Here is a 14,379-nt window from a genome sequence, read left to right as displayed (position 1 = left end):
AATAAAGTAGCTCTGAGGTTGTTTATGTCATCCAGAACGCCATACAAGGTGTTATGTGTTTGTTTGGGAAATATTTGCCGCTCTCCCACGGCAGAAGTTGTACTCAGACATTATTGTGATGAACAGCAACTGAACATTGTGGTCGATTCTGCCGGAACCAGTAATTATCATCCGGGCAAGGCACCGGACCTGCGTAGCCAGCAGCATGCGCTGAAACGTGGCTATGATCTTTCAATGCTTCGTGCACGCCAGCTGACCACTCATGATTTCATTGATTATGATCTGATTCTGGCGATGGATCTGGAAAATTTATCCAATATCGAAAGCATACAGCGTCTGGCAGAAACCGACTTTGGTCATATACGTGCACGTGTGGCATTGATGAGTGAACACGATCAGATCTATCCAAAACAGGCCTTGCCAGATCCTTATTATGGTGAAACTGATGGTTTTGAGCGGGTACTCGATCAGTGTGAGTCCAGCAGCCGGGCATGGATAGAGATTTTTAAACAGAATTTACACAAGGTTTAAGCAATGCAGATTCAAACTCAGGTTCAACTTAAACCGTTTAATACCTTAAATTTAGAAGCCATTGCTTCACACTATGCCCCTATTCAATCGACCGATGATATGCTGGCTGCACTTGATTTTGCTGAACAGCAACAGTTAAATGTGCTGATCTTGTCAGGTGGCAGCAATATGTTGTTGCCTGAACAGATTGATGCGCTGGTTCTGCATATAGATATTCAAGGTATCGAAATGCTGGAGGCTGATGATCAGTCACAATGTTTACGTGTAGGCGGCGGTCAGGGCTGGCATGACTTCGTGCTCTGGACTACAGCACAAGGTCTGTACGGTTTACAAAATCTGGCCCTGATTCCGGGACGTGTCGGTGCTTCGCCAGTACAGAATATTGGTGCTTATGGGGTGGAAGTTGGCGAGTTTATCGATTCTGTCGAAGTCTATGACCGTCAGCTGAAACAGCTTGCTTCGATTAAGGCTGCAGATTGCCAGTTTGCCTATCGCCATAGTATTTTTAAAGATGATCCGAACCGTTATGTGATTACACATGTGACTTTTAGGTTACTTAAACAGCCAGATTTAAAGCTGAATTATGGTGATCTTAAAACTGCAGTTGGTAACCAGCTCACAGCAGAAAACCTGCAACAACAGGTCATCCAGATCCGTCAGAGCAAATTGCCTGATCCGCAAGAATTTCCTAACGTGGGCAGCTTTTTCAAAAATCCGCTGGTGGATCAGGCAGTCTTTGACCAAATTGCTGCATCTTTCCCGAATTTACCTCATTACCAGCAAGCCAATGCTCAAGTTAAACTGGCAGCAGGCTGGCTGATTGATCAGGCTGGCTGGAAGGGCAAACAATTGGGGCCTGTGGGCATGTTTCATACACAGGCACTGGTTCTGGTAAATTATGGTCAAGCCTCCCTCACCGATGTACGTAAAACCTATCGTGCGGTACAGCAGTCGGTTTGGGAGAAATTCAAGCTGATGTTGGAACCTGAACCTGTATTATTCGATAAAAATGGATTGATCCGTTCTCATCAGGAAGAGGAATAACATGAAAAACACCCATTGGATGGTACGTTTGCTACAAATTGTCGCTGGACTGTTTGTGCTATGCGCCTGTCTACTGGTGTGGGTTTATACACCTTTTTATTCACAAATGATCGTCAAGGGCTTAAACCAGTTTGTTTCCTTAGAGCTAAATGAAGTCGCGGCCCAAAGCCAGAAAATGGCAGCACTGAGCGAGCATGAAAATCTGGAACCCGGGTCTGATTTGTGGATTGCCCGGCAAGCTTATTTAAAGGTCATGGAACAGGATATCCAGCAAAATAATTCAGCCAACCTGATTTTGATTCAGGCACGTTATAAAGCGTTGCAGCAGGTGATTGAAGAATATCAACGCGAGCAGCAAGATCAAAAAGCCGAGCAAAGCCCGCCTGCTCAGGTGCCCTTACTGTCCTCGCAGGAAGATGTGGAACCAGTCGATCCAACAGCAAATGTCCGCGAATTGCTGGAGTGGAACAGTAGTAAAAACAAGGAGCGCATTGAGCAATATATTGAGTTTCTGACTACGCATCCGCTAGAACAGGGTGAAGCCAGTTCAGTACAGGAAACCAATGGAGCGGAAATTCAGCAGGACTTGGCGCTATTGCAAGATCAACAGCAGGTTAAACCGGTGAATAACTCCCAGCCTTATGCCATTGTGGTATTGGGTGGCGGTTTAACTCAGGATGATCAAAGCAAAGAGATTGTCGTCAATAATTATACACGACTACGTCTGGAAACCACGCTGGCAGTAGAGAGACATTACCAGTTACCGATTGTACTGAGTGGGGTCGAAGCACCGTATATGCAGCGCTGGTTAAAAAACCATGGTGTTGATGCAAAATTACTTGAAGACCGCAGTATGAATACCTGCGAAAACACCCGTTTCAGTTCATTATTATTACAAAAGAAAGGTGGAGCGCCTACAGTGATTCTGATTACGGATCGTTATCATATGCCGCGTACCCGCCGTTTATTTGCTTTAAATGGCATACAAACTATTCCGGTGGAAGCACCGATGCCTAAGCCTTTGACCCGGTGGCGGCCAAGTGCACAAAATTATGATCATAGTCGTCGTGCCAATTATGAAATGTTGGCGACCATGCGCGATATGTGGTTTGGATCCAGTGACTGTCGGGAGGTGCCATAATGTCTGATATCCCATTTTTAAATCCCAACATACTGAAACAGCTGGATTTACCCATTCCTAGTCGAGATATTACGCCACTACTTTTACCACCCTTGAACCTGAATCGTAGTGATGAGCCGCCAATTGCCCTACAGTCCTATCGCAAACTGTATGGTTTTGATTTACTGGATTGTAAACACTGGCAGGGTTATGTACAGATGCCATTATTCAGGCTGCATGTACAGGTGTTTGAGCCGAATCTGGAAAATACCCGCTTTGACAAGATTCAGGGAACCGCTTTTTTGCTGCATGGATATCTGGAACATAGCGGCATTTATCAGCCTATTGTAAAAGAGCTTCTGGAGCAGGGCTTTAGTGTATTGACCTATGATCTGCCTGGACATGGTCTGAGTGATGGTTCATCTGCCAGCATTCAGAATTTTGATCATTATCAGCAGGTTTTGCATGCAGTACATCGTTATGTACAGCATGCCTCACAACTACCTAAACCATGGGTTGGAATCGGACAAAGTACCGGCGGTGCGATCTGGATGCATCACTTACTGGAGTTTGCGCAGCGTCGCGAAAATCCTTTTGTTGAACGGGTCTTGCTGTTATCACCATTGATTCGCCCTGCCAAAACTGCCTGGTGGCATAATTCGATCGGGCTTGGCATTATTAGCCGCATCAAACGTGAAGTTCCCCGGCATTTCAGACGCAATAATCATAATCCCGAGTTTCTGCGTTTTATCCGTCTTAAAGATCCATTACAGCCGCGGATGATGGGAATGGACTGGATTCTGGCAATGTCACGCTGGATGCTGGAAATGGAAGCGCGTCCGGCTTGTCGTATTCCGGTCTGGCTGGCACAGGGTGCACAGGATCAGACCGTAGACTGGCGTTATAATATTGAATTTATCCGGCGTAAATTCCGGCTTCAAACCCTGTTGATGCTGGAAGAAGGTTCACATCAATTAATCAATGAGCGTGCTGATATTCGTGCTGCACTTACGGGCTTGATTCCAGCTTTTTTGCATGCACATGGCAACAAAATTTATTATTAAGACATTTAGAATTGAGTATTAAAAAAGGCGTTTGAATAAAATGCCTTTTTGTTTTTAACTGCACCGATTTAAAATTTTTCTAGTTTAGCCAAGTTCCACATCCGGAAATAAAAGTTCTCCTCGTCCTTATTTTCACAGGATAATAATTCTCCCTCTTTCAACCAAAAGTGTATCTGTGCAAAGTTCTTAATTTCGTGATTATTCACGCGTTGTGCTAGATGATGAGCCTTAATGGCTGAAGGATGTTCTAGCCCTGCGGCGGCGATCAGTTCGGAGAGGGCATGCAAGGTGTTTTTATGAAAATGAAAGACCCGTTCTGCCTTGGTTGGTACATGTAATGCTTTTTGGCGATCTTTATCTTGGGTGGTAACCCCGACAGGGCATTGATTGGTATGACAGCTTTGTGCCTGAATACAGCCAACTGCAAACATAAAACCACGTGCAGAATTCACCCAATCTGCACCAATGGCAAGCGTGCTGGCAATATCGAATGCACTAATAATTTTCCCACTTGCACCAATTTTGATCTTATTTCTCAAACCTGCACCAACAAGGGTATTATGTACAAACAGCAAACCTTCTCTTAAAGGTGCACCGACATAGTCAATTAATTCAATAGGGGCAGCTCCAGTTCCACCCTCAGAGCCATCCACCACGATAAAATCCGGATAAATCTGGGTATGTAACATGGCTTTGACTATACTCATAAACTGCCACGGCTGACCCAGACATAGTTTAAATCCGACCGGTTTTCCGCTGGAAAGTTCACGTAATTGTTGTATGAAATGCATCATTTCAATCGGTGTACTAAAAGCCGGATGGCTGGAAGGTGAAACGCAATCATGATCTCGGCTGATGCCACGAATTTGGGCAATTTCTTCCGAAATTTTACTTTTAGGCAAAATGCCGCCATGTCCGGGTTTTGCACCTTGTGAAAGTTTGATTTCAATCATCTTCACTTGAGGTAATTTGGCTTGTGTAGCAAAACGTTCCGGGTCGAACTGTCCGTCTAAAGTACGGCAGCCAAAGTAGCCACTACCAATTTCCCAGACCAGATCGCCTCCATATTCCAGATGATAGGGGCTGATACTGCCTTCTCCCGTATCATGAAAAAAATCACCTTTTAGAGCGCCGAGATTGAGTGCACGTATCGCATTGGCACTCATGCTGCCAAAGCTCATGGCTGAAATGTTTAAAATAGAAGCAGAGAAGGGCTGCGTACATTGTTCATTACCGATCAGGATGCGAAAAGTGTTCGGATCGGCTACTTTGCAGGGGGTGAGGGAGTGACTGACAAAGCGGTAATTATCTTCATAAACATTCAGGATCGAGCCGAAAGGTTTATCTGAGTTTTCGTTTTTCGCCCGCTGGTACACCAGACTACGCTGCATACGGGAAAAAGGCAGTGCATCCCGGTCGGCTTCAATAAAATACTGACGAATCTCTGGACGAAATTCTTCAAATATAAAGCGGAAATGTCCCATGATTGGGTAATTTTTCAGAATAGAATGCTTATTTTGGAGTACATCATACAAACCTAACAGGCTCAGGAGAATACTCAGAACCCACAGGGTATTCACCAAAGTTTGCGGCATGAAATAATAGATATAACGCGGCGAATAACCGATATGGAATGTGGTAAAAATCACTGCAATCAGAATGCAGGCAAACCAGACCGAATGGCGGGAAAAGAAAGTATTGAGCAGCTTGTGACGTACTAATTGAGCAGGGTTAGCCATTGTAAAATTAAGTCCCTATTTCTACTTCTAGAGGGCTTTATGATGTGCAGAGCTAGGGATCTTATACAAGCAGAGAATTGTTATTCGGTTTTATAAGCTGGCCAAAAATTATACTCAGACAGGCACTGAATCAGTAGCGATTGCAGATAAATTTTGCGGAAAAACACTCCTATAGAAAAAAATCTGCAAAAGACATGCATTCTATTTATTTCACAAACTGAATAGATGCTTTTATAGTCAGTTTATCTAGTAAACCTATAGGAGTTATAAACCATGACAAAAAAATCCATTCGTTTTAATAATGCTGAACTGGCTTGCTTATGTCTCAGTTCTCTTTAAATATTGAGATTTCATCCAACCTGCATTTCGGGGTATTAGAGGAAAGCAGGTTGGCACAGCAGCAGATCACCAAAACAATCATAAAATATAAGCATAAATCTCCAGTCCCCGATTTGGGGATTTTTTTATTCTGGTTCTTGAATCTGAATGAAACCCGTTTGGCTAAGGGTTTTCTTCATCTAGTTGGCTAACTGCATTGGCTACCATACTGGGTTCAATATGTTTAATCTTTTTACCAAAGCTGCGTAACCACCACACCAGTTGTGAGGTAAATGGCACGGTAGCAGTGATCAGCGACATACCATCGTCCATTTTTTCAATTTTTTGGTCTTTGCTGAGCTGGCTTTCTTCAAAATAATGCGCATCCGATTCTGACATGCTGAGTTTTAACGTGACATTTTCAGTAGGATGATTGAAGTCCACCCGGAAGCCCAATGCACCAGAATCAATGTACTCATCAATATCAAAATTGACCGGATGCAAGGCGCGTGAATTCAGCACGACGGCTGATTTAAAGCGGTGCAGGGCAAAGGTCTGAATGTCAGATTTGTCATGACGGGTACACACCAGATAGATGATCGAACCCTTTTGTACCAGGGCCAGCGGATTGAGAATATAGGTTTTTTCTTCACTGTTATGACCGCGACCCTGATATACACATTCCAGCTGCTTGTCCTGCAACAGACCCTCGTACACAGCTTGCTGCGCGGCCTTATCTACCACAGGTGGAATCAGGGGCTGGGTGGCTGGAACAATGCGCACGCGGTTAATCCATTGCCGAACATTGTTCTGGGAGGAAAGACTGCGTCGTGCCAGATCAAACCAGGGGTTCATTTCCTCGATCAGGCTGGGTGGTAACAGGTGTTTCAAATGTTCTTCCACCATCATAAAGGTGACGGCTTGTGAGCTGGTCATATGTGGCAAACTTTGCAGCGGTGCATCCGAACGCCAACGCCAGCCTTGCGGCGTGGTTTTACTGCTTTCAATCGGGAAGCGTTGTGCAATCTGATTCAGGTCGCGCTGAATGGTGCGCAGGCTGATATCAATTCCCTCGCGATTCAGGATTTCCTGTAATTCACGTGTTCCCATCCATTTGCCGGTAGAAAGCCGCGACAAGATTTGCCATTGGCGATACAGGCTATTCGAAGTTTCTTTTTCTTGTGCTGACATAATTTATTTTGCTGGCAATCGAGTAGGTGGAATTTGAAATCAGATTAACACAATAAGAAAACTCTCATTCTTTCGCAAGTCTTTCCGCGCAACAATTGTCCTACAAACTCAAAACAACTTGGTAAGAAATGGCATTGAGTTCATAACTCATTTAATAGATTAATGGTAGGCGGAATATGCATGCACTGGCATAGATATTGCTTGGATTTAATTATAATAGATGAAAAGACGAGGGTTTGTATGCTCAAAGGAAATCAGGATACAAATGTGATTGAAACAATTGATAATTTTATTTCCCCGGAGCTTGGGAAAAATTTTATAGACCCTAAACCTCTAACGGTATCGACAACAACGAATCCACAACTTTTAATGCAGCAGTTGTCTTCGCAGTTCTTTAATGAAATGCAGGATGAACATGTGATGTCCAGTCAGGCAGGTCAAAGACTGGAAGAATGGTTATCTCAACATACTTTGGATGAACTCAATGCGCTAAATCAGGTGGCGAAAGAGCATTTTTTACATCATGGCATTACATTTACCGTTTATGGCGAGGAGGACGGAGCAGAACGCACCATACCTTTTGATATTATTCCGCGAATCATTGATCGAAAACAGTGGAATATGGTGGCTTTGGGCTCGGCACAACGGGTACGGGCGCTGAATTTATTCTTGCATGATATTTATCATCAACAGGACATTTTAAAAGCCAATATTGTTCCTGAGTTACAGATCTTGACTCATGAGGCCTATCAGCCGCATATGTATCAACACAGCTTGAAAGGCGGGATTTATAGCCAGATTAGCGGTATTGATGTCATTCGCGATTCCAAGGGTGAGTTTTATGTCCTGGAAGACAATCTCAGAACGCCGTCTGGGGTGTCTTATATGCTGGAATGCCGCAAAATCAGTGAAAAACTGATGCCGAAAGTATTTGAGCAGGCCAAGATTGCCGGGATTGAGCAGTATCCACAATTATTGAAAGAAATCCTGATAGAAAATGCCTACGTCGACAAGCCTTTTGTTGTAGTGCTGACACCAGGACGTTTTAATAGCGCATACTATGAGCACGCATCCCTTGCAAGAGAGATGGATGTGCCATTGGTAACATCACGTGATATTTTTGTTGATGACTCGAAGGTTTATGTAAAAACTATACGTGGTCGCCAACGAGTCGATGTTATTTATAGACGGGTCGATGATGCTTTTCTCGATCCATTATGCTTTAAACCGGATAGTACCTTGGGTGTAGCTGGCTTGATGTCAGCTTATTTGCAAAACAACGTTGTGATTGCAAATGCTCCGGGAACCGGTGTGGCAGATGACAAATCGGTTTATCCATATGTCGATAAAATGATTCATTTTTATTTGGGTGAACAGCCAATTTTAAAAAATGTTCCGACTTATCAGTGTCGTAATTCGGAAGATTTAGATTATGTCATGGCTCATCTGGATCAGCTGGTGGTGAAAGAAGCGCAGGGTTCGGGCGGTTATGGCATGCTCATTGGGCCACAAGCATCTAGCCAGCAAATTGAAACTTTCAGGGAGAAAATTTTAGCTGCGCCGCATTTATATATTGCGCAGCCAACTTTGGACTTATCGGTTAGTCCGACTTTGACTAATTTTGGTATTGCTGAACGTCATATCGACTTACGCCCCTTTGTATTGAGTTCGCCTTATCGTACGGAAATCGTACAGGGTGGCTTGACACGTGTGGCAATGCAGCCCGGCTCACTGGTGGTGAATTCATCACAGGGTGGCGGTATTAAAGATACCTGGGTAGTCGACAATTTACATTCATAAGATTCCAAAGAAGGAAAATGTCATGGTTTTGCTGAATAGCAATGCACAACATATTTTTTGGTTAGGGCGTTATTTATCACGTACTCATTTTTTATGTGCGCGCTTTCCATTTTTAGAAGACGAAGCAGCTGTGGCTTATGCCCATGCTTTTTGTTTACCTGCCTTTGATGCTAGTTCCTTAAATGAGCTGGTACTCGATCCTACACAAATGGCATCTTTTAGCCAGCAGTTTAAACTCGCGACAGATAATATTCAGGAATTACGGGGGGTATTGTCTGCATCTGGCTATGCAGAACTGATGAAACTGATCAAAACTGCAGACAAAAATGCCGGTTATATCTGCGAAGTAGTGACGGAATGTGAAGACATTCTGGAAGCTGAATCCTCGGATATCTTTCTATTTTTTAGTTTAGGTCAGTGTGTAGAACAGCTCGATCACCAGTTACGACTTGGTGAAGAAACAAGTACTACCCTGTGCAAGATTGATTACGTGGTAAAAACCCTGGTAGAAATGGGCTGGGGCGATCTGGAACAATACTGGGAACAGTTGCGTACAGAACCCAATCGGATTCAGTTCTATCAGTTTAGTGACCATATCCATCAACTGTTCGAGGCAGATGTATGAAATTGATGGTGAATCATCAGACGCATTATATGTACACTGCCGAGGTGAGGAACAGTATTCAGTACATCAAAATGATGCCTTCGAGTAATGTACATCAGCGGGTGCATTCCTGGGATATCAGTGTGCCGGGTAACAAAGAAATCCGCAAAGATGCCTTTCATAATCTGTGGATGAGCTGTAACCAGCGCAAACCCTATTATTCTCTGACTATTATGGCACAAGGGATTGTCGAGCTGAATCCTGCGCATCAGAGTGGACTGAATGATTCGATCAATCCCAATCTATTTTTACAACCGACCCAATCGACACAATGTAATGCAGCAATGAAAGACTTTGCACAACGTCATATCCCTGCATTAACCCGTCAATATCTGATTGGGCTGGCGCAGGCATTGCTGGAGCATGTTCCTTATATTTCGAACAGTACCTCGGTACAAGGCTCTGCAATAGATGCCTTTGAAGCACGACAAGGCGTCTGTCAGGACCATAGTCATATTTTTATTGCTATGTGCAAATATCTGGGCTTACCTGCCCGTTATGTTTCTGGTTATTTATATGCACAAAATGCTTCGCATCTGGCCAGTCACGCTTGGGCAGAGGTGTTCGTAGACCAGACATGGTATTGTTTTGATGTGAGTAATCTGTTGTTTAGTCCAAGTTCGCATGTTTATGTAGCGATTGGGCGGGATTATTGGGATGTAGCACCGGTACGCGGTGTAAGAGAAAAGGGCGGTGTGGAATCCATGCATTCCATTGTTCAAGTGCTAGGATGTTAATCAAGGACAAAATCATGACGTATTGTTGTGCGCTACGTTTAGAACAGGGTATGCTTTTTATCAGTGATACCCGAACCAATGCCGGGGTGGATCACATTTCTGTATTTCGTAAAGTGTATACTTTTGGTATCCCAGGCGAGCGTATGATCGTGATACAGGCATCCGGCAATCTGGCCACAACACAAGCCGTAATTGGGCATATCAAGAATCATCTTGAACTGAGACAGGAACCAAATATCCTCAGTTTGCACACCATGTTTGATGTTGCTGAACTGGTTGGAAGTACGCTGAAAAAAGTGATTGCCAATGTCACCAGCGATATTTCGGAACAAAGCAATTATTATTGTAACTTGCTGGTCGGTGGGCAACTTAAAGATCAGGATATGCAGCTCTATCATGTTTATCCGCAAGGCAATTTTATTTGTGCCACGCGTGATACACCTTATTTCCAGATTGGTGAAAGTAAATATGGCAAGCCGATACTGGATCGTGCGCTGACTTATGATATGCCGCTGGATGAGGCTTTGCGCTGTTCCCTGATTTCATTTGCATCGACTTTACGTTCCAATGTGTCGGTTGGCATGCCACTGGATGTGCTGGTGTATAAAAAAAACAGTCTGATCACGCCGAGAGGCAAGCGTATTGCTGAAGATGATGAGTATTTCACGTCAATTAGCCGGCAATGGTCAGAAACCTTGAAAAAAGGACTGGCAGAACTTCCGGTTCCATCGAATGAGTATTTCCTGTAAAAAGTATCTTGATTCAGCTTTTTCGCGTACAGTGTTAACTTCTATGCAGCTAAGCATAATAAAAATAGAGAATTTAGTGCATGTACCAATTTTGTTATGCCAGTAAAAGTACCTCTCCCAAAACTGACTTACTCGAAGATTTGGCGAATATCCTGAAAGAAGCTCGTGATTTTAATTACCGGCATCAAGTCACAGGTGTACTGTATTTTGCCGATGGGCATTTTTTTCAATGTCTGGAAGGCGAATGTCTCACTTTAAAAAGTCTGCTGGTAGAGAAACTCAATAAAGATCCTCGCCATCAGGACATTAAATTATTTGAGACCAAGGAAATTGAATATCCGAGTTTCCCGGACTGGTCGATGAAATATATTTCTAAACGCAGTCAAATCCAGCAATTCTGTCAGGACAGGGGATTTAATGACTTTAATCCTTTTGCCTTTCAGCAAAACCATGTGGATGCCTTATTGTTAGAATTAAGCCTGATGCAGGCTGAAGAACAAAAGTCAGCCTAAATAAAAAAGCCCTACGTACGTTGGGCTTTTTTCGCTTCCAAGATTAAATCAGATCACTTTACGTCGTGCACGGTTGCTCAGTCGGCATAATAGTTCATAACCAATGGTACCATTGGCTGTAGCCACCTCATCAACCAGACGGGTTTTGCCCCAGAGTTCGACTTCAGTACCGGCTTTCACCTGCATCCCCGTTACATCAATTGCAATCATATCCATCGCCACACGGCCGATCACACGAGTTTGCTGGCCATTAATCGCCACATAGTTCTGTTTGGGAAAGGCGCGAGGGTAGCCATCACCATAGCCAATCGAAACAATGGCTAAAGTCATGTCTTGATCGGCTGTGAATGTCGAACCATAACCTACATGCTCACCCGCTTTAATATCATTCAGTGCAATGGCTTCGGCAGTGAAGGTCATTACCGGTTTGATGTCTAAGTCATGCACGGTTTTATCCGCAAAAGGGGTTGCACCGTAGAGCATGATCCCCGGACGGACAAAGTCAAAATGCAATTCTGGATATTTATAAATAGCTGCCGAGTTACAGCAAGAGGCTAAAATTGGCGCACAGTCAGTTTTAATTTCTAAGAATTGACGGATTTGTTCATCATTCAGCGGGTGATCAGCATCAGCATTGGCAAAATGCATTGCTAAAACACAAGTAAAGCCTTCGGCTTTCAGCTGATTGATCACATCTTTAATCACATCAATTTTAAAGCCAAGACGGTTCATGCCGCTATTCAGTTTGACCCAGACTTTGAGTTCTTTGGCAATATAAGCTTCTTTATGTGCAATTAACCAGTCGACTTGTGCCTGTTGATGCACAATCACTTCAATATTCTGTTCGATTACAATTGGCATTTCAGCTGCGGCAAAAACCCCTTCGATGAGTGTGATCGGCTGTTGATAACCTAATTCACGAATTTCTAAGGCTTCTTGCAGGCAGGCGACACCAAAGGCATCGGTTTCGCTTAAGGCTGCTAGGCAGTCTTTAACTCCGTGTCCATAAGCATTGGCTTTCACCATGCTGACGATTTTCGCGGTTGGGGCAAGTTGTTTGACACGGTTTAAATTATATTGCAGCGCAGCGCTGTCAATATAAACTGTAGCTTGGCGCACCCTAAATTACTCCTAGAGAGACGATGGAAATGTGAGGACGGAGAGCCTGATTAGTCTTCGTCATCATACTGAGCATAGAACTCAGGCGAGAGATTGCTAAAGCGGGTATATTGACCTTCAAATGCCAGACGTACGGTACCAATCGGGCCGTTACGCTGTTTGCCGATAATAATTTCAGCGGTACCGGCTTCTTTAGATTCCTTGTTATAAACCTCATCACGGTAAATAAACATGATCAAGTCGGCATCCTGCTCAATTGCACCAGATTCACGTAAATCCGACATCACTGGGCGTTTGTTGGGGCGGTTTTCCAGCGCACGGTTCAGCTGTGACAGAGCAATCACAGGGCATTGCATTTCTTTGGCGAGGGCTTTTAAGCTTCGTGAAATTTCTGAGATCTCGCCCACACGGTTATCGCCCATGCCGGGTACTTTCATCAATTGAAGATAATCGACCATGATACAGCCGAGTTTACCGCCATGCATTTTGGCAATACGACGCGCACGCGAACGCAACTCTGTCGGTGGTAGGGCAGAAGAATCATCGATATACAGATTTTTTTCCTGTAAATGTACGATGGTACTGGTGACTTTTGACCATTCATCACTGTCCATTTTACCGGAACGTAAATGCCCCTGATGCACACGACCAAAGGATGAAATCATACGCATCGCGATCGAATCAGCTGGCATCTCCATCGAATACACCAGTGCGGGCAGGTTGTTATTAAATAAAACACTTTCGACCAGATTCATGGCAAAAGTAGTCTTACCCATGGATGGACGCGCCGCGACAATAATCAGGTCACCGGATTGCATGCCGGAGGTTTTGTTATCCAGTTCCACGAAACCTGTGGTTAAACCGGTAATGCTGCCTTCCATTTGTGACAATTCATTTAATTTGTCAAATACATCTGCAACAACCGAGTTAATAGGCTTAGGTCCTTGAGCCTTGGCATTATTATTATGTTGTTCGGCAATCGAGAAAATATTGGTTTCGGCCAGATCCAGAATTTCACTGACGCTACGGCCTTTGGTGTCATAGGCATTTTGTAAAATTTCAGAGCTGACTTTAATCATGCTACGCAGGGTAGCAAACTCTTTGATTTTCCCGGCATAAGTTTCCAGGTTGTAGAAACTCGATGGAGAATCTGCCATCAGCTGCATCAGGTATTCTTCGCCACCAATGGCATCGAGTAAATTCTGTTTGATCAGCCAGTCGTGCACCAGAACCGCATCATAAGGCGAGTTTTCTCTAGAGAGCTGCTCAATGGCACGGAAGATATATTTATGTCGGGTGGCATAAAAATCATTTTCGGTCAGTACATCACCGACCTGTTCAAAAGATTCAGCCACAGTCATAAGGGCAGCAAGTACAGCCTGTTCAATTGCTAAATTGTGTGGCGGAGTGCGGAACTCCTTGAGATTGCTATTTTCAGTAACAATTTCTGGTTTAGCATTCGGTACCTTTTTGCTGGCATTCGCCTGTGACATATAAATCCCTGATTTTAAATACAATAGTTAAATATCGTCGGAGATGAATAGTATTTATTCACTACGAGATGAAATGATACGCGCTCTGATCAAAAATGCGAAGTGCAATTTTTTGTAAACACGAATAATAAAATGAATTTGATAGTACTGGCTAGATTATATTTTTTAGAGACTTAGATTAGCATTTGAAGTGCAACACCATGTTGTTGCCATAATACCTGACTCGGACTTTTAAAGCCGAGTCTTTTTCTTGGACGATGATTTATACGGTCAGTGATTTCTGAAATGTATTCATCTG

13 protein-coding genes are annotated in these 14,379 nt (G+C 43.7%); 9 read left to right on the top strand and 4 right to left on the bottom strand.

The window, feature by feature from the left end:
- Positions 1–24: 24 nt before the first annotated feature.
- From KUG37_RS04725 to KUG37_RS04710, 4 genes are read left to right on the top strand one after another with little or no spacing between them, the layout of a single operon-like run.
- Positions 25–531 carry a low molecular weight protein-tyrosine-phosphatase gene (locus tag KUG37_RS04725; RefSeq protein ID WP_216936388.1) on the top strand — a complete coding sequence of 169 codons (507 nt, stop codon included), beginning with the start codon at positions 25–27 and terminating at the stop codon, positions 529–531.
- Between the two features lie 3 nt (positions 532–534).
- On the top strand, positions 535–1,575 hold the full coding sequence (gene murB, locus KUG37_RS04720) for a UDP-N-acetylmuramate dehydrogenase (protein ID WP_216936379.1): 1,041 nt from the start codon (positions 535–537) through the stop codon (positions 1,573–1,575).
- 1 nt (position 1,576) lies between these two features.
- Positions 1,577–2,716: a YdcF family protein gene (locus tag KUG37_RS04715; protein WP_216936377.1), complete on the top strand. Its 1,140-nt coding sequence runs from the start codon at positions 1,577–1,579 to the stop codon at positions 2,714–2,716.
- Entirely contained in the window at positions 2,716–3,759 is a 1,044-nt protein-coding gene (locus tag KUG37_RS04710; protein ID WP_216936375.1) for an alpha/beta hydrolase, read from the top strand. The genes KUG37_RS04715 and KUG37_RS04710 overlap by 1 nt, the downstream gene beginning before the upstream one ends.
- Before the next feature lie 68 nt (positions 3,760–3,827).
- Here KUG37_RS04710 and KUG37_RS04705 read toward each other — a convergent pair whose 3' ends face one another.
- Positions 3,828–5,498 (bottom strand): FMN-binding glutamate synthase family protein, encoded by a 1,671-nt coding sequence (locus KUG37_RS04705; protein ID WP_216936373.1) that lies wholly within the window; start codon positions 5,496–5,498, stop codon positions 3,828–3,830.
- A 501-nt stretch (positions 5,499–5,999) separates the two neighbouring features.
- On the bottom strand, positions 6,000–7,007 hold the full coding sequence (locus KUG37_RS04700; protein ID WP_216936371.1) for a YafY family protein: 1,008 nt from the start codon (positions 7,005–7,007) through the stop codon (positions 6,000–6,002).
- A 240-nt stretch (positions 7,008–7,247) separates the two neighbouring features.
- Here KUG37_RS04700 and KUG37_RS04695 point away from each other — a divergent pair, with 240 nt between their 5' ends.
- From KUG37_RS04695 to KUG37_RS04675, 5 genes are all read left to right on the top strand, one after another.
- Entirely contained in the window at positions 7,248–8,807 is a 1,560-nt protein-coding gene (locus tag KUG37_RS04695) for a circularly permuted type 2 ATP-grasp protein (protein WP_216936361.1), read from the top strand.
- A gap of 22 nt (positions 8,808–8,829) precedes the next feature.
- On the top strand, positions 8,830–9,432 hold the full coding sequence (locus KUG37_RS04690) for an alpha-E domain-containing protein (RefSeq protein WP_216936352.1): 603 nt from the start codon (positions 8,830–8,832) through the stop codon (positions 9,430–9,432).
- A complete protein-coding gene (locus tag KUG37_RS04685; RefSeq protein ID WP_216936350.1) occupies positions 9,429–10,208 on the top strand; it encodes a transglutaminase family protein in 780 nt (259 codons plus the stop codon). Before KUG37_RS04690 ends, KUG37_RS04685 begins: the two co-directional genes overlap by 4 nt.
- A gap of 14 nt (positions 10,209–10,222) precedes the next feature.
- On the top strand, positions 10,223–10,957 hold the full coding sequence (locus KUG37_RS04680) for a peptidase (RefSeq protein WP_216936347.1): 735 nt from the start codon (positions 10,223–10,225) through the stop codon (positions 10,955–10,957).
- Between the two features lie 80 nt (positions 10,958–11,037).
- A complete protein-coding gene (locus KUG37_RS04675) occupies positions 11,038–11,469 on the top strand; it encodes a BLUF domain-containing protein (protein WP_216936345.1) in 432 nt (143 codons plus the stop codon).
- A 48-nt stretch (positions 11,470–11,517) separates the two neighbouring features.
- Here the strand turns inward: KUG37_RS04675 and alr are convergent, their stop codons facing one another.
- Together alr and dnaB are read right to left on the bottom strand one after the other, a co-directional pair.
- Complete coding sequence (gene alr, locus KUG37_RS04670) at positions 11,518–12,588, bottom strand: alanine racemase (RefSeq protein ID WP_216936343.1); 1,071 nt, start codon at positions 12,586–12,588, stop codon at positions 11,518–11,520.
- A gap of 50 nt (positions 12,589–12,638) precedes the next feature.
- Positions 12,639–14,081: a replicative DNA helicase gene (gene dnaB, locus KUG37_RS04665; RefSeq protein ID WP_216936341.1), complete on the bottom strand. Its 1,443-nt coding sequence runs from the start codon at positions 14,079–14,081 to the stop codon at positions 12,639–12,641.
- Positions 14,082–14,379: the final 298 nt, after the last annotated feature.

Origin of the sequence: Acinetobacter sp. BY419 (genome assembly GCF_019038395.1) — a bacterium.
Taxonomy (GTDB): Bacteria; Pseudomonadota; Gammaproteobacteria; order Pseudomonadales; family Moraxellaceae; genus Acinetobacter.
This window is presented reverse-complemented; position numbering and strand designations above follow the sequence as displayed.

What these genes read in the sequence shown, in the direction of transcription:
- KUG37_RS04715 (WP_216936377.1), top strand. Translation starts at nt 1,577, where the DNA reads ATGAAAAACACCCATTGGATGGTACGTTTGCTACAAATTGTCGCTGGA.
- dnaB (WP_216936341.1), bottom strand. Translation starts at nt 14,081, where the DNA reads ATGTCACAGGCGAATGCCAGCAAAAAGGTACCGAATGCTAAACCAGAA.
- murB (WP_216936379.1), top strand. Translation starts at nt 535, where the DNA reads ATGCAGATTCAAACTCAGGTTCAACTTAAACCGTTTAATACCTTAAAT.
- KUG37_RS04700 (WP_216936371.1), bottom strand. Translation starts at nt 7,007, where the DNA reads ATGTCAGCACAAGAAAAAGAAACTTCGAATAGCCTGTATCGCCAATGG.
- KUG37_RS04680 (WP_216936347.1), top strand. Translation starts at nt 10,223, where the DNA reads ATGACGTATTGTTGTGCGCTACGTTTAGAACAGGGTATGCTTTTTATC.
- KUG37_RS04695 (WP_216936361.1), top strand. Translation starts at nt 7,248, where the DNA reads ATGCTCAAAGGAAATCAGGATACAAATGTGATTGAAACAATTGATAAT.
- KUG37_RS04705 (WP_216936373.1), bottom strand. Translation starts at nt 5,498, where the DNA reads ATGGCTAACCCTGCTCAATTAGTACGTCACAAGCTGCTCAATACTTTC.
- KUG37_RS04710 (WP_216936375.1), top strand. Translation starts at nt 2,716, where the DNA reads ATGTCTGATATCCCATTTTTAAATCCCAACATACTGAAACAGCTGGAT.
- KUG37_RS04725 (WP_216936388.1), top strand. Translation starts at nt 25, where the DNA reads ATGTCATCCAGAACGCCATACAAGGTGTTATGTGTTTGTTTGGGAAAT.
- KUG37_RS04675 (WP_216936345.1), top strand. Translation starts at nt 11,038, where the DNA reads ATGTACCAATTTTGTTATGCCAGTAAAAGTACCTCTCCCAAAACTGAC.
- KUG37_RS04685 (WP_216936350.1), top strand. Translation starts at nt 9,429, where the DNA reads ATGAAATTGATGGTGAATCATCAGACGCATTATATGTACACTGCCGAG.
- KUG37_RS04690 (WP_216936352.1), top strand. Translation starts at nt 8,830, where the DNA reads ATGGTTTTGCTGAATAGCAATGCACAACATATTTTTTGGTTAGGGCGT.